This is a genomic window from Cupriavidus sp. Agwp_2, assembly GCF_040784895.1.
Taxonomy (GTDB): Bacteria; Pseudomonadota; Gammaproteobacteria; order Burkholderiales; family Burkholderiaceae; genus Cupriavidus.
In genome coordinates, this window is sequence record NZ_CP088084.1 from 2,401,520 (window position 1) to 2,421,523 (window position 20,004).

Annotated in this window: 14 protein-coding genes; 8 read left to right on the forward strand and 6 right to left on the reverse strand. The window is 69.0% G+C overall.

What is annotated here, in order from left to right; all coding sequences use genetic code 11:
* Positions 1 to 54: 54 nt before the first annotated feature.
* Complete coding sequence (locus LPA45_RS28645) at positions 55 to 675, reverse strand: flavodoxin family protein (RefSeq protein WP_116319438.1); 621 nt, start codon at positions 673 to 675, stop codon at positions 55 to 57.
* 305 nt (positions 676 to 980) lie between these two features.
* Between LPA45_RS28645 and LPA45_RS28650 the strand changes: the two genes are divergently transcribed.
* Positions 981 to 3,167 (forward strand): TonB-dependent receptor, encoded by a 2,187-nt coding sequence (locus tag LPA45_RS28650; protein ID WP_116319439.1) that lies wholly within the window; start codon positions 981 to 983, stop codon positions 3,165 to 3,167.
* A gap of 145 nt (positions 3,168 to 3,312) precedes the next feature.
* The gene (gene mdtD / locus LPA45_RS28655; RefSeq protein ID WP_233528117.1) at positions 3,313 to 4,761 is read left to right on the forward strand and encodes a multidrug transporter subunit MdtD; all 1,449 of its coding nucleotides are present in this window, start codon (positions 3,313 to 3,315) and stop codon (positions 4,759 to 4,761) included.
* 57 nt (positions 4,762 to 4,818) lie between these two features.
* Here mdtD and LPA45_RS28660 read toward each other — a convergent pair whose 3' ends face one another.
* Together LPA45_RS28660 and LPA45_RS28665 are read right to left on the reverse strand one after the other, a co-directional pair.
* A complete protein-coding gene (locus LPA45_RS28660) occupies positions 4,819 to 5,757 on the reverse strand; it encodes a siderophore ABC transporter substrate-binding protein (protein WP_116319440.1) in 939 nt (312 codons plus the stop codon).
* 77 nt (positions 5,758 to 5,834) lie between these two features.
* Positions 5,835 to 7,772: a ligand-gated channel protein gene (locus LPA45_RS28665; RefSeq protein ID WP_233528118.1), complete on the reverse strand. Its 1,938-nt coding sequence runs from the start codon at positions 7,770 to 7,772 to the stop codon at positions 5,835 to 5,837.
* Here LPA45_RS28665 and LPA45_RS28670 point away from each other — a divergent pair.
* The 4 genes from LPA45_RS28670 (at position 7,771) to treF (ending at position 12,208) form a co-directional block, all read left to right on the forward strand.
* Positions 7,771 to 7,950 (forward strand): hypothetical protein, encoded by a 180-nt coding sequence (locus LPA45_RS28670; protein ID WP_233528119.1) that lies wholly within the window; start codon positions 7,771 to 7,773, stop codon positions 7,948 to 7,950. The genes LPA45_RS28665 and LPA45_RS28670 overlap by 2 nt on opposite strands.
* Before the next feature lie 137 nt (positions 7,951 to 8,087).
* Positions 8,088 to 8,813: a response regulator transcription factor gene (locus tag LPA45_RS28675; protein ID WP_116319442.1), complete on the forward strand. Its 726-nt coding sequence runs from the start codon at positions 8,088 to 8,090 to the stop codon at positions 8,811 to 8,813.
* Entirely contained in the window at positions 8,810 to 10,276 is a 1,467-nt protein-coding gene (locus tag LPA45_RS28680) for an ATP-binding protein (RefSeq protein WP_317922728.1), read from the forward strand. The genes LPA45_RS28675 and LPA45_RS28680 overlap by 4 nt, the downstream gene beginning before the upstream one ends.
* Before the next feature lie 189 nt (positions 10,277 to 10,465).
* Positions 10,466 to 12,208: an alpha,alpha-trehalase TreF gene (gene treF, locus LPA45_RS28685; RefSeq protein WP_116319444.1), complete on the forward strand. Its 1,743-nt coding sequence runs from the start codon at positions 10,466 to 10,468 to the stop codon at positions 12,206 to 12,208.
* A gap of 95 nt (positions 12,209 to 12,303) precedes the next feature.
* Here treF and LPA45_RS28690 read toward each other — a convergent pair whose 3' ends face one another.
* From LPA45_RS28690 to LPA45_RS28700, 3 genes are read right to left on the reverse strand one after another with little or no spacing between them, the layout of a single operon-like run.
* Positions 12,304 to 14,289 carry an alkyl/aryl-sulfatase gene (locus LPA45_RS28690; protein ID WP_116319445.1) on the reverse strand — a complete coding sequence of 662 codons (1,986 nt, stop codon included), beginning with the start codon at positions 14,287 to 14,289 and terminating at the stop codon, positions 12,304 to 12,306.
* Between the two features lie 44 nt (positions 14,290 to 14,333).
* A complete protein-coding gene (locus LPA45_RS28695) occupies positions 14,334 to 15,923 on the reverse strand; it encodes a GMC family oxidoreductase (protein ID WP_116319446.1) in 1,590 nt (529 codons plus the stop codon).
* Between the two features lie 25 nt (positions 15,924 to 15,948).
* Positions 15,949 to 17,391, reverse strand: coding sequence for a coniferyl aldehyde dehydrogenase (locus tag LPA45_RS28700; RefSeq protein WP_116319447.1), 1,443 nt, complete (start codon positions 17,389 to 17,391; stop codon positions 15,949 to 15,951).
* A gap of 222 nt (positions 17,392 to 17,613) precedes the next feature.
* On the opposite strand from LPA45_RS28700, the gene LPA45_RS28705 reads away from it, so the two are divergent.
* Together LPA45_RS28705 and LPA45_RS28710 are read left to right on the forward strand one after the other, a co-directional pair.
* Positions 17,614 to 18,276, forward strand: coding sequence for a TetR/AcrR family transcriptional regulator (locus LPA45_RS28705; RefSeq protein ID WP_116319448.1), 663 nt, complete (start codon positions 17,614 to 17,616; stop codon positions 18,274 to 18,276).
* Positions 18,277 to 18,350: 74 nt separating this feature from the next.
* Positions 18,351 to 19,946: an MFS transporter gene (locus tag LPA45_RS28710; protein ID WP_116319449.1), complete on the forward strand. Its 1,596-nt coding sequence runs from the start codon at positions 18,351 to 18,353 to the stop codon at positions 19,944 to 19,946.
* Positions 19,947 to 20,004: the final 58 nt, after the last annotated feature.

The following is a 20,004-nucleotide window of genomic DNA, read 5'->3' on the forward strand; positions in this document are numbered from 1 at the left end:
CAAACCGGCCCCGAAGGGCCGGCAGGCAGTTCACGCGCAGGGCGTGGAGAAAGCTCAGGCGGCCTGCTTCAGCTCCGCCAGCGCGCGCCGGCCTGCGACCAGTTGCTGCGCCACTTCGGCCACGCGCGCACCAAGGTGCTCGGCGGTGCGCAGGTCTGCCAGCGGCGGCACCACGTCGGCGCTTTCATCGGCGTTGGACTGCGCGGCGGCGCCCAGGAAGAAGCCGTGGCGGTTCAGCGAGTCTTCGGTCGACTTGGAGTTGTTGTGTCCCGGCGGCAGGCCCAGGTTGACCCAATGCATGCCGTGCTGCGCCGCGAAGATCGCCATCTGCTGCAGCGTGGCCAGCTTGTCGCCCGAACGCGAAGCGGCGTTGGTGAAACCGGCCGCGACCTTGTTGGCCCACTTGCCGCCCTTGGCGAAGACATTGCGCGAGGTGGCGTCCATGAAGCCCTTGAACTGCGCCGAGGCGCTGCCCATGTAGGTCGGCGCGCCGAAGATGATGGCATCGACCTGCTCCAGCGTGTCCCAATGCTGGTCGATGTCTTCCACCGGAATCAGCAGGCTTTCGGCGCCCGCCACGCTGCCGGCGCCGCGGGCGACGGCCTGGGCCTGCCTGGCGGTGTGGCCGTAGCCGCTGTGGTAGACGATGGCGACGCGGGTGGATTGGGTATGCATGGTGTCTAGTCCCTTGATTTTAAAAATCTGAATGACCGTTTGCTGCGTTGCGCTGTAGCGGGTTTTGCTTTGTGCGTTGGCTTGCATCGGCCGGTGAAGAGAGTTTAGGCAGGCCGCCGGACCCTCGAGGGGCCGTTCGTGAAACAAGTCGTTGAAAATTTATGAACAAGCGTTCGCGCTCCTGCCGCGCGATCGCCCGGGCACCGGTACACCGGGTTTTCCCCGCAGTGGCTGCCATGGAAATGCACCCCGGGACGCGATAAAGTTGCGGCACCTACACCCGTGCCCTGCGCCCCCCGACAACCATGAGACCAGGCGGCACGCAACCTTTGTCGGCCAGGCTTCAGCGCCGTCCTTGCGCCGCTGTGCCGGTGCCCAGGGCGCTGGCGTTGGCCGCCTTGCTGCTCACATGCGCCGGGGTACGCGCCGCCGATGCGCCGGACAGTGCGGTAGCCGCCGCCACTGGCGAAACCCTCCCCGACGTCGTGGTCAGCGCCACCCGCAGCGAGCAGCGCCGCTTCGATGCGCCCGCCGCGGTGGACAGCGTGCCGGTCGATCCGCTGCGCAGCGCCACGCCGCTGGTGAACCTGTCGGAAGTGCTGGCCGGGGTCCCGGGCGTGGCCGTGCGCGACCGGCAGAACTATTCGCAGGACCTGCAGCTGGCGGTGCGCGGCTTCGGCACGCGCTCGACGTTTGGCGTGCGCGGCGTGCGGCTCTACGTCGACGGCATCCCCGCGACCATGCCTGACGGGCAGGGGCAGGCTTCCACCGCCGACCTGGCCAACGCCGGCCGCGTCGAGGTGCTGCGCGGCCCGTTTGCACAGATGTACGGAAATGCCTCCGGCGGTGTGGTGCAGGTGTTCACGCCCGATCCACCCAGGGACGGCTTCACTGCGCGCGCGTCGACCGGTTTCGGCTCGGACGGCCAGTGGCAGGCTGGCGTGGCGCTGGCCGGTGGCAACGAGCGCCTGGGCGGCTCGCTCGATGCCTGGACTTACCAGACCGACGGCTACCGCGACCACTCGGCGGCGCGCCGCTACCAGCTCAATGCGCGCGTGGTGGCACAGCCGGCAAGCGGCACGCGCGTGAGCGGCCAGTTCAACTACTTCAACCAGCCGCTGGCGCAGGACCCGCTCGGGCTGACGCGTGCGCAGGCCGACGCCAACCCGCGCCAGGCGGTGCCGGCGGCGACCCAGTTCGATACTGGCAAGAATGTCGAGCAGGCGCAGGCGGGCGTGGTGATCGAGCACCAGCTGACCGACATCGACAGCGTCTCCGGGCGTCTCTACGGCGGGACCCGCAACCTGTACCAGCGGCTCGGGTTCAGCGGCGCCGCGCCGACGTCAGCCGGCGGCATCGTCGACCTGGATCGCACCTTTGGCGGCGGCGCGCTGTCCTGGAGCCGGCGCACCACCGCCAACGGCCTGCCTTTGCTGTGGACCGCCGGGGTAGAGGCCAACGGCATGCGCGACGGGCGCAACGGCTACGTTAACCAGGACGGCACCCAGGGCGCGCTGCGGCGCGACGAGACCAATACCGCGACCGACCTCGGCGCCTTCGCGCAGGTCGACTGGACGTTCCATCCCGCCTGGCAAGTGGTCGGCGGCGTGCGCGCCAGCCGCGTGCGGCTGGGCATCGATGACCATTTCATCACCGCGGCCAGCCCGGACGACAGCGGCACCGCCACCTACAGCAACGTGAGCCCGGTGCTCGGGCTGGTGTGGCATGCGCTCGATAGCCTGAACGTCTATGCCAACCTCGGCCGCGGCTTCGAGACGCCGACGCTGACCGAGGTCGCCTACGGCCCCGGCGGGGTCGGCAGCAACCTCGGCCTGCGCGCCTCGACCAGCCGCCAGGGCGAGATCGGCATCAAGTGGCAGGCCGACGGGCAGCGGCTGGAAGCGGCGCTGTTCGACGCCGACAGCCACGACGAAGTGGTGCCGCAATCGAACAACGCCGGCCGCACCGTCTACCAGAACGTCAACGGGGTGCGCCGGCGCGGCTTCGAGCTGGGCTGGCGCGGCGGCTTCCTGGGGCAGGTGGGCGCGCAGGGGCAGGGCGGCGGCAGCCGCATCGAGGCCGGGCTGGCCTATACCTGGCTCGATGCCTATTTCGGCGAGGCCTTCGTCAACGCGCAAGGCCAGACCGTGGCCGCGGGCAACCGGCTGCCCGGCACCGCGCGCCACAGCGTCGGCGCCGACCTGGCCTGGCGGCCGCTGGCGCCGCTTACGCTCGGCGCGGAGATGCGCGTCGACAGCCGCGTCTATGCCGACGACCTCAACACCCAGGCCGCGCCAGGCTACGCGGTCTTCAACCTGCGCGCCGGTTACGAGTTCCGCGTCGGCCCGACCCGCGTCTACCTGTTCGGCCGCATCGACAACGTGACCGACCGGCGCTACATCGGCTCGGTGATCGTCAACGAGGCCAACGGGCGTTACTTCGAGCCGGCACCGGGCCGGCGCTTCTTCGTCGGCCTGCGCGCGGCCTTGTAGCCGCGGTGTGCGGCGGCGGTTGCGCCCAATCTCGCTGATTGCCTGTTGCGCCATTGCCCTTTAAGGTGTTGGCTTTGGCCGCGCCGCCTGTGCCTTCCTTCCGGTCGATACAGGCCGGCAGCCGGCCAGACCGGAGCTTGCGAACATGACCGCGCCCCTGCCGGACCTTCCCGTCGTGCCGCCGCCGGATGACCGCACCCGCCGCATCATGCTGTGGGTCGTGGCGGTCGGCTTCTTCATGCAGACGCTGGACTCGACCATCGTCAACACCGCCTTGCCGTCGATGGCGCGCAGCCTGGGCGAGAGTCCGCTGCGGATGCAGTCCGTGGTGATCGCCTACTCGCTGACCATGGCGGTGATCATCCCGGCCTCGGGCTGGCTCGCCGACCGTTTCGGCACGCGCACCATCTTCCAGGCCGCGATCGGCCTGTTCGTGGCCGGCTCGCTGCTGTGCGCCTATGCGCCGACACTCAATTTCCTGGTCGGCGCGCGGGTGGTGCAGGGCGTGGGGGGCGCCATGCTGCTGCCGGTCGGACGGCTCTCGGTGCTGCGCACCTTCCCGCGCGAACAGTACCTGCAGGCGCTAAGCTTCGTCGCCATCCCCGGCATGATTGGCCCGCTGATCGGCCCCACGCTGGGCGGCTGGCTGACGCAGGCGCTGTCGTGGCACTGGATCTTCCTGATCAACGTGCCGGTCGGCCTGCTGGGCGCGCTTGCCACGATCCGCTATATGCCCAACGCCAGGCTGTCCGGCATGGGCCGCTTTGACATCGCTGGCTACCTGCTGCTGGCCACCGCCATGCTGGCGCTGTCCTTCTCGCTCGACGGCCTGGCAGGCCTGGGCTTCCAGCACGCCACGGTGCTGATGCTGCTGATCGCCAGCATGGCCGCGCTGACGGCCTACGGCCTGCACGCCAACCGCCGCAAGCAGCCGCTGTTCCCGCTGCGCCTGTTCCGCATCCACAGCTTCAGCGTCGGCCTGCTGGGCAATCTGTTCGCACGCATCGGCAATGGCTCGATGCCGTTCCTGATCCCGCTGACGCTGCAGGTCAGCCTGGGTTACTCACCATTCGACGCCGGCCTGATGATGCTGCCGGTCACCGCCGCCGGCATGGCCTCCAAGCGGCTCGCCACCCGCCTGATCCAGCGCCACGGCTACCGCCGCGTGCTGGTCTCCAATACCTTCGTGGTCGGGCTGGTGATGGCCGCCTTCGCGCTGATCACGCCGCAGCTGCCGTTGTGGCTGCTGATCCCGCTGCTGGCTGTGTTCGGCATGGTCAATTCGATCCAGTTCACGGCGATGAATACCGTGACGCTCAAGGACCTGAGCGGCGCCGGCGCCAGCAGCGGCAACAGCATGCTGTCGATGGTGCAGATGCTGTCGATGAGTCTGGCGGTGACATCGGCGGGGGCGTTGCTGGCGACGTTCCAGCACCGGTTTGGCGGGGATACGGCCGCGGTGTTGCCGGCGTTTCATGCCACCTTTGCCTGCATGGGGCTGATTACCTGCGCGTCGGCGTGGATCTTCATGCAGCTCGGGGTGCAGGAGGCGGCGCCGGCGTTGCCGGTCAGGCATGGGGAGAAGGAGGTGTGAAGGGCGGCTTGTGCTAGGGCGTCGTAACGCGGGGAATGACATGCCCCGCTATCGTCCTCAGCTCGCCTTTCCAAACGCTCTTGCCAGCTGCCTGACGTTATCCTGCATCGCCCCCAACCCCGCACCGCCCAGCAAATACCAGTTCGCCGGATCGAGATAAACCACCTGCCCACGCTGCCAGGCCTTGGCGCCATGCATCGGCGCAACGTCAAGCAATTCACGCGCGCCCGGCCCCTCGCGGCCGATGGCGGCGTCGCGGTCGATGACGAGGAGCCAGTCGGGGTCGACCTTGCGGATGTCTTCCGGCGTCACGGGCAGCCCGCGCGCGCCTTCCTCCGTCAAGGTGGCGATGGCGGGGCGGATACCAAAGGCCTGATGGATGACGCCGAAGCGCGTGCCGGGCGGTTGCGCGCTGAGCTTGCCCCCGGTGGTCAGGAGCACCAGTCCGGTGCCAGCATTTGCCGCAAGGGCTTGCAGTTGAGTCACCGCGGCGCGCAAGGCCAAGGCCTGCTGCGCGGCCTGCGCTGCACGCCCCGTCAGTCGGCCCAGCAGTTCCGCGTGCGCGGCCACGCTGCCGACAAGGTCGTCGCGGCCGGGCGACAGGTCGAGCGTCGGTGCCAGCTGCGCCAGCGTGTCGTACCTGGCGGCGGAGCGGCCGCCGACCACGATCAGCTGCGGTGCCAGCGCGCGGATCGCCGCCAGGTCTGGCTCGCTTGCCGGGCCCAGCCGGGCGTAGCGTGCATCCTGGTACATCGCCAGCTTGCCGGGGAACTTGCCTTCGGGCACGCCGGCGACCGGGACCTGCAGCACGCGCAGCGTGTCGAGCGTGGCCAGGTCGAAGACGGCGATGCGCGAGGGATGGTCGGGCACTTCGGTGGTGCCCTTGGCATGCTTCACCGGCAGCGCCCGCGCGGGCAGGGCGGGCAGCGCCGTTGAGAGCAGGACCGCGGCGCCGGCGGCGACCAGTCGGCGCCTGCCGGGTTGGAATGGGGTCATGAGAGCTCCTCGTTGAATGGATAGCGCCCGATGGCCTGCCTGCAAGGACCACCGGGCGGGTTGGCAAGCCGAAAGGATCAGAACTTGACCGACACGCTCATCCAGTAGCGCCGGCCGTCCTCGACATAGCCGTAGTCGGTGTAGTTCACCTGCTTGTCGAAGAGGTTGTAGATGCCGGCAAACACCGACACGTTCCTGGTAACCGCGTAAGTCGCGCCAAGGTCGACGAACGCGTACGAGGGCGCCACCACGGTGCTGGACGACGGGCCGGTGATAGGCTGGCTTTCCTTGCCGCGATAGTTGACGCGGGCCCAGCCGTTTAGCTTCTCGGTCGGGCGCCAGTTCAGCGTGGCGACGAACAGGTGCATCGGCAACTGGTTCAGCGGCTGGCCCGCGTACTGGCCGCTCTTCTGTTCCGACTTGGTGTACGTATAGCTGCCGGTCAGCGACAAGGTGCGCGCGAGCGGCCAGCGCAGGCTGGCTTCAACGCCGCGCGAGTAGGCGCTGTCCACGTTCATGTACGTGGTCGGGCTGGCGCCGAACTGGTTGGCACCATCGGTGCACTGCGTGATCGGGCAGGCGACGCGCGTGATCTTGTCCTTGAAGTCGTTGTTGAACAGCGTCACGCCGGCCTGCAGGCCATTGCCCTGGTCATACAGCAGGCCGAGTTCCTGCGACAGCATGGTCTCGGGCTTCAGGTCCGGATTGCCGTACATGTTGCCGCCGCGGCTGGTCTGGCCCCAGCCGGCCACGGTCTGGCGCAGGTCCGGCGCGCGGAAGCCGGTGGAGACGCCGCCCTTGACGGTCCAGCGCTCGGCCGGCTGCCATACGCCGTACAGGCGCGGGCTGTAGTGCTGGCCGAAGTTCTCGTCATAGTCCATGCGCACGCCGCCGGTCAGCGCGAAGCTCTGCGCCAGGCGCCATTCGTCCTCGGCGAAGAGCGCCCACTGGTAGCGCTCGACCTTGTCCGGGCCGTTGGCGATCTGGTTGCCGGTCTGGTCATGCAGGCGCTGGCTCAGGTACTCGGCGCCGACCGACAGCATGTGATTGCCCAGCGGCATGGCCCAGCTGGTGCGCAGGTCCAGGTTCTTGATCTTCATCTGGCGGCTGCGGTTATCGAACTCCTCCTGCTGGATATAGCTGTTGGAGACGCCGAAGCCCCAGCGGCCGGTATGCGACAGCGCGAACTTCTCGCTGCGGTAGTCGGTTTCGGACGAGGCCGGGCAGCCGGTACGCGGACAGCTGACGCCGGGCGCGAGCGCAGGCACGGTCTTGCCCACGGTCTCGCTGCGCAGCTGGCGCATGGTGGTGGCTTCCAGCACGATGTCGTGGTTGCGCGTGGGCGTGAGCGCCAGCCTGGCGGTCAGGCTCTCGGCGCGGCGGCCACGGAAGCCGTAGTCGATGTCGTCTTCCTGGCGGTGGTAGCTCTGGCCGTACAGCTGCAGGCCAAGCAGGTCGTTCTTGAGCGGGCCGGCCAGGTAGAAGTTGCCCTGGTAGATGTTGCCGGAGTCGCTGTGCTGCTGCAGCGTGGCGTCGCCGCGCAGCTCGCCGGTCCATTGCCTGGGCACCTTGCGGGTGATGATGTTGATCACGCCGCCCATGGCATCCGAGCCATACAGCGACGACATCGGCCCGCGCACGACTTCGACACGCTCGATCGCCGACAGCGGTGGGGTCCAGCTGCTTTCGACACCAGAAGAGTCGGAGTTGGTGCGCGTCTCGCGCGAACTCTGGCGCTTGCCGTCGATCAGGATCTGGGTGTACTTGGGGCCCATGCCGCGCAGGCTGATGTCGGTGGTATCGCCGCCGCCGCTGATGATGACGCCGGGCACTTCCACCAGCGCGTCGTTGAGGTCGCGGTAGGCCTTGTTTTCCAGTTCATCGCGCGTGACCACACTGATCGACGCGGGCGCGTCGCGGATGTCCTGCGCACTGCCGGCGGCGGTGACCACCACCGTGGGCAGGTTCCTGGCGTCTGCGCCCGGCTGCTCGGCCTGCGCCCACGCACCCGTCATGCCGGAAGCCGCGCAAAGCGCCGCCACGACCCGGCCCCACGATCCGGCGCTCGTTGCCGCCGGATTTGCCGCCGAACTTGCCGCCGGATTTGCCGCCGAACCTGCCGCCGAATTTGCCGCCACGCTGTGCCCGGTGGCTTGCCTGTCCTTCATTATTTTCCCCGTACCATGTAAATAACAATCATTCTCATATTAGAATTCCGGATCCAAAGTGCTTACCAGTCACTTTGGATAGCTTTTGTTTTCTTGACGTTTCTTGACGGAACCCGGGGCGCGCGGCAGCAACACCAGCCGGTGCCGCACCGGGAAGGCTGGATGCAGATGTGCTTCAACACCGCCGCCGCGCGCGTGCTGCTGATCGACGACGACATCGAGCTCGCGCAGATGCTGCGCGAATACCTCGAACCCGATCACTGCACGGTTACGCTGGCGCACACCCGCGGGCAGGGCGAAGTCCTGCTGGCGCGCAACGACTACGACGTGGCGCTGCTCGACCTGATGCTGCCCGACGGCAACGGGCTGGACCTGCTCAGGCAGCACCGCAGCCGCTCGCAGCGGCCGGTGATCATGTTCACCGCGCACGGTGACGAAACCGACCGCGTGCTAGGCCTGGAACTCGGCGCCGACGACTACCTGAGCAAGCCGTTCAGCCCGCGCGAGCTGAAGGCGCGCATGCACGCGGTGCTGCGCCGCTTTCGCACCGGCGCGGAGGCTGCGCAGCCGGAGCAGGACACCTGGCTGCAGGCCGGCACGCTGCGGCTGAACCTGGCCACGGGCGTGGCCATGCACGGCAAGATGCAGGCGATGCTGACCGGTGCCGAGCAGCGCGTGCTGGAGATCCTGCTGCGCGCCGCCGGCCGCGTGGTCGAGCGCGCCGAGATCGGCCAGTTCGCGCTGGGCCGCGCGCCCGAGCGCTTCGACCGCAGCATCGACACCCATATCAGCGCGGTACGGCGCAAGCTGGCGATCGACGGCACCACCTCGCCGCTGCTGATCCGCAACCTGCGCGGCCGCGGCTACATGCTGGTGCAGTCGCCATGACGCCGTGGCGCCGCGTGCGCGCGCTGTTCCCGCTGCCGCTGTTCTGGCGCAACTTCCTGACGTTCTGGCTGGGCGCGGCGGCCATCGTCGGCATCGGCATGGCGCTGACCGCCGCGGTGGCGTGGTACCGCTTCGACGCGCTCGATGGCCTGAGCCCCGCCGCACTGACCGAAGACGCAAGAGAGGCCGCCGCCACGCACGGCCGGCCGGGCCTCGTGCGCTGGCTCAGGGCCATGGACTCGCATGCGTCGGCGCTCAATATCTATATCGTCGACGACCACCTCAACGAGCTGCTGGGCCGGCCGCTGCCGGCTCGGCTGCGCAACCACCTGTCGGAGCGGCTGGTGCCGATGTGGCACGCTGGCCAGCTCGGCCATCCCGACCACGGCCATGTGCCGCGCCCGGGCGCGCGTGTCTCGTGGTGGGACCCGCAGCCGATCGCGCTGCCGGGCGGCCCGCAGGGCACCGAGCTGCTGATGCTGTTCCTGCCGTTCGATTCGTCGCGCTGGGAAGTCTTGCACTTGTCGCCAGTGGCGCTGGCGTTCGGCCTGTTTGCGCTGGCGGTGTCGGCGCCGCTGTGCTGGGCGCTGACGCGCCACGTGACCGGCCCGACGCGACGCCTGCGCGAGGCCACGCAGGCGCTTGCCGCCGGCAACCTCGCCACGCGCACGCCGCCATCACTGGCCCGCCGCGCCGACGAACTGGGCCAGCTCGCGCGCGACTTCGATGCCATGGCCGGCCGCCTGCAGCGCCTGATGGACTGGCGCGAGCAACTGCTGCGCAATATCGCGCACGAGCTGCGCTCGCCGCTGGGGCGCCTGCGCCTGTCGCTGGAACTGGCGCGGCGCCGCGACGCTACGCTGGCGCTGCAGTTCGACCGCATCGAGCGCGAGACCGAACGGCTCGACGCGCTGGTCGAACGCACGCTGCAGCTGGCACGCCTGCATGCGGTCGAGCCGGTGCGCAGCGCCATCGACCTGACCGAACTGGTCGACGTGATTGTTGCCGATGCACGCTTCGAGGCGGCGGGACGCGGTGCGGCGATCGATTGGGCGGCGCCGGCGGCGCTGCCGTTCGATGCCGATGGCGCGGCGCTGGGTAGCGCCATCGAGAACATCCTGCGCAACGCCGTCCGGTACACCGATCCGGCGGCGCCGGTCACGGTCACCCTTGCCGCCGATGCGGACGCGGTCCGGCTCGACATCGTCGACGGCGGCCCGGGCGTGCCTGAGGCCGCGTTGCCGAGCCTGTTCGAGCCCTTTTTCCGCGTGCGCAACGGCGCCGGGCATCCGGCCGGCGCGGGACTGGGGCTGAGCATCGCACAGGCTGCGATCGCCGCGCATGGCGGCACCGTCACGGCGCACAATGCTGCACCGCACGGCCTGGCGGTGCGGATCTGCCTGCCGCGCCATGCAGCCCAGGCAGCCGAAGACACCGTGGTCGACCTCGCTGCACTGCACTGAAGTCCGCTACGCCTGCGGGAGAACTTCGCGGCGCCTGGCGGCTCCTATCGTCATGGACCGGCGGCGCCAGGCTGCCGGCACCGACGCAGGGAGGCGCCATGAAACTGTCCGGCAAGGCCGCGTTTGTGTTTGTCACCGGTAGCGCCAGCGGCATCGGCCGTACCGTCGCGCTGCGGCTTGCGCAGAACCATGCGCAGCAGTGACGACCGCCGCGCCGGCAGCGCGGGCGCCTACACGGTGCCGCGCACGGACCCGGCCACGCCCGATGGCGCCGGCGCAGTCCCTGGCGCCGTCACCGCGCCGGCCAAGGTCCACGCGGTGGCCCATCCGCCGCTGGCCGCGCATCGCGAATGCCCGCAGCCGCATGCACTGTCGAGCTGTCCGCAGGCCGATACGCTGTCGCCGGCCGTGCGCTACGGCGAGCTGTTCGTCGACGTCCAGCACAGCGGCCTGTTTGCCGACAGCAAGACCTTCCCGGACTGCATTCCCGGCTGCGACCCCGAATGGATCGTCACGCACTATCGCGAAACACGCGCCGCGCCTGGCTTCTGCCTGGCCGACTTCGTGCAGGCGCACTTCACGCGCGCGGTGGTGCCGGACAGCCACTATGTCTCCGACCCGGCCAACACGCTGCGCGAACACATCGACGGCCTGTGGCCGGTGCTGACGCGCGAGCCGGTCGCGCATCCGCCGATGTCGTCGCTGCTGCCGCTGCCGCATCGCTACGTGGTGCCGGGCGGGCGCTTCGGCGAGCTGTACTACTGGGATTCCTACTTCACCATGGTCGGGCTGGCCGCGAGCGGGCGCGGCGACCTGCTGCTGGAAATGGCGCGCAACTTCGCCTACCTGATCGACACCTACGGGCTGGTGCCCAACGGCACGCGCAACTACTACCTGAGCCGCTCGCAGCCGCCGGTGTTCGCGCTGATGGTCGACCTGCTCGAGCACGAACAGGTCGCCAGCGCGCGCGACTTCCTGCCGCAGCTGCGGCGCGAGTACGACTTCTGGATGGATGGCGCCCAGGCCCTGCGGCCGGGCTGCGCGCACCGGCGCGCGCTCCGCATGCCCGACGGCGCAGTGCTCAACCGCTACTGGGACGACCGGCCGTGCCCGCGCGAGGAAGCCTTCCTGGAAGACGTGCAGACCGCCGGGCGCAGCGGCCGCCCGCACCACCTGGTGTTCCGCGACCTGCGCGCCGCCGCCGAATCGGGCTGGGACTTCAGTTCCCGCTGGCTCGACCTGCCGCTGGCGGGGCAACTGGCGGATCTGGCGACCATCCGCACCACCGCGGTCCTGCCGGTCGACCTCAACGCCTTGCTGTGGCACCTGGAAACGCGTCTCGCCGCATTGTGCGACCAGGCCGGCGATGCCGATGCCGATCGCTTCCTCGCTGCCGCGCGCCGGCGCGAAGCCGCCATCCGGCAATACCTCTGGGATGACGCCGCCGGCATCTTCGTCGACTACGACTGGTGCCGCGGATCGCAGCGGCCATGCCTGACCGCGGCCACGATGATGCCGCTATACCTCGGTCTTGCCCGCGCGGAAGAGGCCGCCGACGTGGCCCGCGCGGTGGCAGCACGCCTGATGGATTCCGGCGGCCTGGCCACCACCGAACTCACCTCCGGCCAGCAGTGGGACCACCCCAACGGCTGGGCCCCGCTGCAATGGCTCGCCGTGCGCGGCCTGTCTCGCTACGGCCACGACGGCCTGGCACGCGACATCGCGCAGCGCTGGCTAGCCACCGTTGCCGGCGTCTATGCCAAGGAATGCAAGCTGGTGGAGAAATACCGCATCGAGGCTACCGGTGCGCGGGCCAGGGGTGGCGGAGGCGGCGAGTATCCGCTGCAGGACGGGTTCGGCTGGACCAACGGCGTTGCCAGCGCGCTGATGGCGCTGTACGGGGATTTGCCGGCGACGTGCCTGAACGTCTAGCGCTGGAGGTCCGGCCGCAGCGCTACTGGACCTTGATCAGCGGCGGAGGAAAACAAGTGCCTGCCGCGGGAAAGTTGCAGCGCCGCCGGCGGGCGTCACGGCGCCACGATCTCGAATTGCGGATCGAACTTGTCGAGCATGCCGAACAGCGTCTGCAACGCGGCGGGGTCGCCGTCGATCCTGGCTTGTCCGGCGCCCGTTGCCGCCTGCAGCGTGGTCTGGCCTAGCAGCGCGCCGACCAGCACGGCCCGCGGCGCGGTCAGCGTGACCTGCGCGTCGGGGTGCTGGCGCTCGGCGCGGTACATGAAGACCGAGTTGTCGACGGACAGCGCATAGCGCTTGCCGGTGTCGGGCTGGACCCAGTTGATCTTCACCTGCTTGCCGGCCGCGCGTTCGCTGTTCAGGCGCACGGCGAGGAAGTCCAGGAACATGGTGTCGGTCATCGCGCGGACCATGTCGGGACTGGCGGTCTGCGTGGATTGTGTCTTCGGTACGCCGTTGCGCAGTTCGTACGCGCCCACCAGGTAGGCACTGCGCCAGGCGGCGGATTCGGCCTGGTAGCCCATCTGCTCGAGCGCGTCGGCCAGCAGCTTGCGCGCGGGGTGGTTCGACGGATCGGCGAACACCACGTGCTTGACCACCTCGGCCACCCAGCGGTAGTCGCCCTGCGCGTACGAGGCGCGCGCCTGCTCCAGCACCCTGTCCGCGCCGCCCATGAAGCGGACATAGCGCTGCGCGGACTGCTCGGGCGGCAGCGGGTGCAGGTCCGCGGGGTTGCCGCTGTACCAGCCGAGATAGCGCTGGTAGATCGCCTTGGCATTGTGGTTGACGGTGCCGTAGTAGTCGCGCAGGTCCCACTGGTTGGCCAGCGACGGCGGCAGCTTCACCATTTCCGCGATCTCGGTCATGGTGTACCCCTGGTTGGCCAGCCGCAGCGACTGGTCGTGGATGTACTTGTAGCCGTCGCGCTGCTTGCCCAGGTACGCCAGGATGTTTTGCTGGCCCCACATCGGCCAGTGGTGCTGGGCAAAGACGACCTCGGTGCGGTGGCCGTAGCGGTCGGCGGTCTCGTCGAGGGCGCGCCACCACTGGTTGGCGTCGCGCACCTGCGCGCCGCGGATGGTGTAGAGGTTGTGCAGCGTGTGGGTGGCGTCCTCGGCCGCGCACAGGGCCTTCCACTGCGGGAAGTACATCAGCATTTCGGCCGGCGCCTCGCTGCCGGGCGCCATCTGGAACTCGATCTGCACGCCGTCGATGGTGCGGGTCTCGCCGGTCTTGCCGACCAGGTCCGTGGGCGGGATCAGCGTGACGGTGCCGAGCGACACCGTCTTGCCCAGCCCCGCATCGACCTGCCCGCGCGGGCCCTTCGGCAATAGCGGGCCGTACATGTACTGTGCGCGCCGGCTCATGGCATTGCCGGCGTAGATGTTTTCGCTGACGGCCTCTTCCATGAAGCCTTCGGGCGCGACGATCCTGACGCGGCCGGCCTTGACGTCGTCTTCGCTGACCACGCCCTTGACGCCGCCGAAGTGGTCGACATGGCTATGGGTGTAGATCACCGCGACGACCGGTTTCTTCGGACGGTGCTTGTAGTACAGGTCGAGCGCGGCGCGCGCGGTTTCGGCGGTGAGCAACGGGTCGATGATGATGAGACCGGTGTCGCCTTCCACCACCGTCATGTTGGACAGGTCGAAGCCGCGCACCTGGTAGATGCGCTCGGTCACGCGGAACAGGCCGTGGTGCAGGTTGAGCTGCGCCTGGCGCCACAGGCTCGGGTTGACCGATGCCGGGGCGGTGTCGTCCTTCAGGAAGGCGTAGGCGTCGAGGTTCCAGATCACGCGGCCGCTGGCATCGCGGATCTCGCCGGTGTCCAGGGTGCCGATGAAGCCGCGGCGGGCGTCCTCGAAGTCCTGGCGATTGGAGAAGGGCAGGCGCTTCAGCACCTCGGCATTGGCCTGGCGCGTGGTGGCGGTGGCATCGCCCGGGGCGGCCGGGGTGGCCGGCTCGGCGGCAACGGCGGGCGGCAGCAGCAACAGGGCGCAGGCCATCGAGATGGCGGGCACGGCGAACTTGCGAAACATGGGGACTCCAGTGGTGCTCTTTATGTGGTTCAGCAGGGCAGGCGTCACTGCCAGTCTTGCGCGATCATGTGCGCGCCCTTCTCGCCGATCATGATCGACGGGGCATTGGTGTTGCCGCCGACCAGCGTCGGCATGATCGAGGCATCGACCACGCGCAGCCGCTCCATGCCGCGCACGCGCAGGCGCTGGTCGACCACGGCCATCTCGTCATTGCCCATGCGGCAGGTGCTGACGGGGTGGTAGATGCTGTCGGTGCGCCGGCGCAGCAGGGCAATCAGCTCGTCGTCGCTGCGCACGTTCTTCACGTACAACTCGCGCGGGGCGTAGCGCGACAGCGGCGCCGCCGCCATGATTTCACGCGACAGCTTGTAGCCCTTGAGCAGCGTGTCGACGTCGTCGTCGTGGCCGAGGAAATTTGGGTCGATGCGCGGCGCCGCCATGGGGTCGGCGGAGGCCAGCCCCACCGAGCCGCGGCTCTTCGGGCGCAGCACGCAGACGTGGCAGCTCATGCCGTGGCCAAGATGCTGCTTGCGGTTGTGGTCGTCGACGATGCCGGTGACCCAGTGCAGCTGCACATCGGGACGGGCCAGCGCGCGGTCGGTGCGCAGGAAGGCGCCGGCCTCGCCGAAGTTGCTGGCCAGCACGCCGGTGCGCCCGCGGCGGTATTCGAAGAAGGCGCGGGTCATGGTGGCCGCGCCACGCAGCGACAGTCCCATCAGCGACGTGTCGTGGGTCTTGTACGGCAGGATGTAGTCCGGATGGTCAACCAGTCCCTGGCCCACGCCCGGCAGGGCATGGTGCACGGCAATGCCATGCGGGCGCAGCGCCGGCTCGTCGCCGATGCCGGACAGCAGCAGCAACTGGGGCGAGCCGAACGCGCCCGCCGACACGATGGTCTCGCGGCGTGCCAGCAGCTCGACTTCGCGCCCCTTCATCCGTACCTTCACGCCCCGGGCCTCATTGCCGTGCAGGATCAGCCCGGTGGCATGCGCGCCGGTCACCACGGTCAGGTTGGCGCGCGTGCCGCGCAACGGGTGGAGGAAGGCCACCGACGCGCTGCAGCGGCGTCCGTTGCGGATGGTGACGTGGTAGTGGCCCACGCCTTCCTGGTCGGCGCCGTTGAAGTCGGTGTTGACGGCATGGCCGGCGGCGCGGCCGGCTTCGATGAAGGCGTGCGTGGCCGGGTGCGCGTCGAGCGCGCTGACGCTCAGCTCGCCGCCGGCGCCGTGGTAGGCGCTGGCGCCCCCGAAGTGGTCTTCCGAGCGGCGGAACCACGGCAGCACCTCGTCGTAGGACCAGCCGTCGTTGCCCAGTGCCGCCCAGTCGTCAAAGTCGGTGCGATGGCCGCGGATGTAGATCATCGCGTTGATGGCGCTGCTGCCGCCCAGCGTCTTGCCGCGCGGCTGGTAGCCCGGGCGGCCGCCCAGGCCGGGCTGCGGCACGGTCTTGAAGGCCCAGTTGACGTGGCGGGTGGGCAGGATGCCGATGATGCCGGCCGGCGTGTGGATCAGCGGGGAGCGGTCGGTGGGGCCAGCCTCGATCAGGCAGACGCGCACGGCGGGGTCGGCGCTGAGGCGGTTCGCCAGCACGCAGCCAGCCGATCCGGCGCCTACGATCACGTAGTCGAATTCCATGGCAGTCAGGGGTAGGGAAGGTGGGTCAGTCGCGGCTGGTGGAAGCGGCGGAAGCGGTCGATGCGGTCGATGCGGTCGATGCCGCTTGCGTGCCGACGGCGGTGCGCGTGGGTGCCTCGGTCGGATGCGGCGTGCCCAGGAACAGGCGCAGCGCGAGCCGCTGGATCAGGCCGCCATAGGGTGGGTGGAACAGCCCGATCGGGAACCAGCGGCGCTCGGTGAACACCGCCTTGGCATGCGACAGCTCGCGAAAACCTTCGGCGCCGTGGTAATTGCCCATGCCGGAGGTGCCGATGCCGCCAAAGGGCAGGTCGTGGTTGACTACGTGCCAGCCCCAGTCGTTTAGCGTGACGCCGCCGGCGTGGGTGCGTTCCAGCAGCGGGCCGGTCTCGGCCTTGTCATGGCCGAAGTAGTAAAGCGCCAGCGGCCGCGTGCCGCGCTGTACGCAGGCGATGGCCTCGTCGAAGGTGCGGTAGGTCACCACTGGCAGGATCGGCCCGAAGATTTCCTCGCGCGCCAGGCGCATCTGCGGCGTGACGCCGAGCACGACGTGCAGGGGCAGGCGCCGTCCGTCCGCCGGCATCGCGGCCGCGAGGACCCGCGCGCCCAGCGCACGGGCATCGTCGAGCAGCGCACGCTGGCGTGCCAGCGCGGCGTCGTGGATGACCGCGGTGTAGTCGTCGCTGCCCTGTGGATGCATGCGGGCGGCAGCAGCGATCACGGCGTTGGCGAAATCCGTGGCCAGTTCCTCCGGCACCAGCGCGTAGTCCGGCGCGACGCAGATCTGGCCGCCGTTCAGGGTCTTGCCGTGGGCAATGCGCGTGGCCGCCGTTTCCAGCGCCGCGCTGCGCGACACGATCGCCGGCGACTTGCCGCCCAGTTCCAGCGTCACGGGCGTCAGGTTGTCGGCGGCGGCCCGCATCACATGGCGGCCCACCTCAGGCGAACCGGTGAAGACGATATGGTCGAACGGCAGGCTGGTGAAGGTGCGGGCCACGGTGGCATCGCCCTCGACCACGGCCACTTCGTCTTCATCGAAGGCTTCGGCCAGCAGGGCGCGCAGCGCGGCCGAGGTGTGCGGCGCGTATTCGGAGGTCTTCACCATGCAGCGGTTGCCGGCAGCCAGCGCCGTCGCCAGCGGACCGAGCGCGAGGTAGACCGGGAAATTCCACGGCACCACGATGCCGACCACACCCTTGGGCTGGAACATCACGCGCGCGCCGTTGCCGAGGAACAGCAGTTCGGTGTGCCGGCGCGACGGCTTCATCCAGCGCCGCAGGCCGCGCAGCAGGTGGTTGATATGCAGCACCGACGGCAGCACGTCGACCATCAGGGTCTCGGCATCGGCGCGCGCGCTGAAGTCACGGGCCGCGGCGGCGGCGAGCCGGTGGGCGTGGCCCCGGATCGCCTGGCGCAGCCGCTGCAATGCGCTTCGGCGTTGGGCCAGCGACGGAAAGGGCGATGCCATGAAGGCTGCCCGCTGCCTTGTAAGCAGGGCCAGCGGGCTATCGAATTGTCCTGTATTCGCCACGACGGTTATTCCCTTTAATTTGTGCTGAACGGTCGGTACAATTTCAAGTTTGGGTAGGGCGATGGTAGGCTGTCAAGGACGGCATGCCGCCTTTAGGGCAAATACCGAGAGGAAAATGGCCGACGCTCAACATTTCCCAGGCCCCGCGCCGACGCAGCTATGCATTCATCAGAAAAAGGTGCCACGGGCGCCGAACGCCCCAGCGGCAGCGCACCGGAAACACCGCCGTCGCGCGGCGGGACGACCAAATACCGGCGCGGCCTCGAAACGCGGCAGCGCGTCATCGACCTGACCAAGGCCCTGATCGCCGAGCACGGCTATGGCGAAGTCACGCTGGACCAGGTCTCGACGCACGCGGGCGTGGCCAAGAGCAGCCTGCTGTGGCATTTCGGCAGCAAGGAGATGCTGCTCGCAGAAGCCGCGATCAGCCTGTTCCAGGAGATCGAGGTGCAGTTCGACCCGGCCGACCTGCAAGGCCTGACCGTGTCGCAGCGCATTGATGAACTGTTCGAGCGCGTGGCCGACTACTTCACGCGCAACCCGGAGACCAAGGGGATCGTGCTGGCGCTGCTGTTTTCAGGCAATGCGCCGCAGAGCGTGCGCGAGCACATCCGCGAGGGGTGGAATGGCCATGTACGGGTGCTGGTGGAGGCGCTTGGCACGCCCGAGCGCCCGCTGCCCCCCGAGGCGGCGCGCGCACTGCTGGCGGTATTCCATGGCTGCTATTGCCACTGGTATGCCAATGGCCGGCAGGAGGCCATCGGCAGCTACCTGGCGCCGGCGCGTGAGATGTTCCGCCACTGGTATCTCGGCGCGGAATAAGCGCATTGAGGGCTGGCGGTCTTCGATGTGTGTCCTATAATCATTGACATCACAACGATTGATCGAGCAATCACATGACGCCCCAGCCACAGAGCGGTGAGGCCCCCGGCCAGATCCTGCCATTCCGCAAGTCCTTGCTGGCCATGCTGGGCGTGTCATTCGTGGTGATGCTGGTGGCGCTGGACCAGACCGTGGTCGGTACCGCGCTGCCGACCGTCGTGGCGGAACTGCAAGGATTCGAGTACTACGCCTGGGTGGTCACGGCGTACCTGCTGACCTCGGTCATCACCGTGCCGATCTTCGGCCGGCTGGGTGACTATTACGGCCGCAAGCCCTTTGTGCTGGCGTCGATCGTGGTGTTCACCGTCGCGTCGGCGCTGTGCGGGATTGCGACCAGCATGCCGTTCCTGGTGCTGGCGCGGGCGCTGCAGGGCATCGGTGGCGGCATGCTGGTGGGCACCGCCTTCGCGTGCATTGCCGACCTGTTTCCCGATTCGCATGTGCGGCTGCGCTGGCAGGTGATGCTGAGTGCGGCATTCGGCATCGCCAATGCCATCGGCCCGTCGCTTGGCGGCATCCTGACCGAGTGGTACGGCTGGCGCGCGGTGTTCTACGTCAACCTGCCGGTCGGCGTGCTGGGCTTGTGGTTTGCCTGGCGCTACCTGCCGCACCTGCGCCAGCAGGCGCACAGCGGGCCGGTGCGCGTGGACTGGCTCGGGGCCTTGCTGATCGCCGTCGGCCTGGGCGCCATGCAGATGAGCGTCGAACTGCTGCCGGGGCGCGGCTTCGATGCCTATACCTCTGGCCTGCTGGTGCTGTCGGCCCTCGCGATGGTGGCGCTGTGGCACTGGGAGCAGCGCTGCGCCAACCCGATCCTGCCGGTGGAGATGTTCCGCAACCCGGCCCTGGCGCCGCTGTTCCAGCTGTCGGTGTTCGCCGGCGTCACCATGTTCGCGCTGCTGCTGTACGCGCCATTGCTGTTCCAGGGCGGCTTTGGCCTGTCGCCGAAGGAAGCGGGGTTGCTGATCACGCCGCTGGTGGTCTGCATCACGGTCGGCAGCATCGTCAACGGCCGCGTCATCACCCGCATCCGCCGGCCCAATGCGATGCTGTATGCCGGCTTCGGCATGCTGGCGCTGGCTACGCTGGCGTTGTCACAGGCCACGCGTGCCATGCCGCATGGGATGCTGCTCGCCATCATGCTGGTGGGCGGATTCGGGCTGGGCTTCATCATGCCTAACCTGACGGTGTTCGCGCAGCAGACCGCCGGGCGCGAGCACCTTGGCATTGCCACGGCGATGCTGCAATCGTTGCGGATGGTGGGTGGCATGGTCGGTACGGCGATCGTGGGTACGCTGGTCACGCGCAGCTATACCGGCGGCGTCGACCACGCCATGGCCGCCGCCGGCGCAAGCCAGTGGGCAGCGCGCATGGGCGATCCGCAGGTGCTGATCGACAAGGGCTCGCAACTGGCACTGCTCGGCGAGCTGGGCCAGGCCGGGCACAATGGCGCCTTGCTGCTGGAGCAGGCGCGCATGTCGCTGGTCAGCGCGATCCACCTTGGCCTGCTGGCGGCCGGGATCGCCGCGGCGGTGGGGGTCTGGTGTGCGCACCGGGTGCCGCCGGTCAGGCTGGTGCGCTCCGTCGAGCCGGCGATGGCCGCGGAGTAAGCGCGCATGCCAGAGGCGGCGCTTGCGCTTAAGATGGCGCCTGTGTATCCCTGAGGAG

What these genes read in the sequence shown, in the direction of transcription:
- LPA45_RS28690 (WP_116319445.1), bottom strand. Translation starts at nt 14,289, where the DNA reads ATGTTTCGCAAGTTCGCCGTGCCCGCCATCTCGATGGCCTGCGCCCTG.
- mdtD (WP_233528117.1), top strand. Translation starts at nt 3,313, where the DNA reads ATGACCGCGCCCCTGCCGGACCTTCCCGTCGTGCCGCCGCCGGATGAC.
- LPA45_RS28645 (WP_116319438.1), bottom strand. Translation starts at nt 675, where the DNA reads ATGCATACCCAATCCACCCGCGTCGCCATCGTCTACCACAGCGGCTAC.
- LPA45_RS28710 (WP_116319449.1), top strand. Translation starts at nt 18,351, where the DNA reads ATGACGCCCCAGCCACAGAGCGGTGAGGCCCCCGGCCAGATCCTGCCA.
- LPA45_RS28700 (WP_116319447.1), bottom strand. Translation starts at nt 17,391, where the DNA reads ATGGCATCGCCCTTTCCGTCGCTGGCCCAACGCCGAAGCGCATTGCAG.
- LPA45_RS28660 (WP_116319440.1), bottom strand. Translation starts at nt 5,757, where the DNA reads ATGACCCCATTCCAACCCGGCAGGCGCCGACTGGTCGCCGCCGGCGCC.
- LPA45_RS28705 (WP_116319448.1), top strand. Translation starts at nt 17,614, where the DNA reads ATGCATTCATCAGAAAAAGGTGCCACGGGCGCCGAACGCCCCAGCGGC.
- treF (WP_116319444.1), top strand. Translation starts at nt 10,466, where the DNA reads ATGCGCAGCAGTGACGACCGCCGCGCCGGCAGCGCGGGCGCCTACACG.
- LPA45_RS28670 (WP_233528119.1), top strand. Translation starts at nt 7,771, where the DNA reads ATGCCGGAAGCCGCGCAAAGCGCCGCCACGACCCGGCCCCACGATCCG.
- LPA45_RS28650 (WP_116319439.1), top strand. Translation starts at nt 981, where the DNA reads ATGAGACCAGGCGGCACGCAACCTTTGTCGGCCAGGCTTCAGCGCCGT.
- LPA45_RS28665 (WP_233528118.1), bottom strand. Translation starts at nt 7,772, where the DNA reads ATGACGGGTGCGTGGGCGCAGGCCGAGCAGCCGGGCGCAGACGCCAGG.
- LPA45_RS28695 (WP_116319446.1), bottom strand. Translation starts at nt 15,923, where the DNA reads ATGGAATTCGACTACGTGATCGTAGGCGCCGGATCGGCTGGCTGCGTG.
- LPA45_RS28680 (WP_317922728.1), top strand. Translation starts at nt 8,810, where the DNA reads ATGACGCCGTGGCGCCGCGTGCGCGCGCTGTTCCCGCTGCCGCTGTTC.
- LPA45_RS28675 (WP_116319442.1), top strand. Translation starts at nt 8,088, where the DNA reads ATGCAGATGTGCTTCAACACCGCCGCCGCGCGCGTGCTGCTGATCGAC.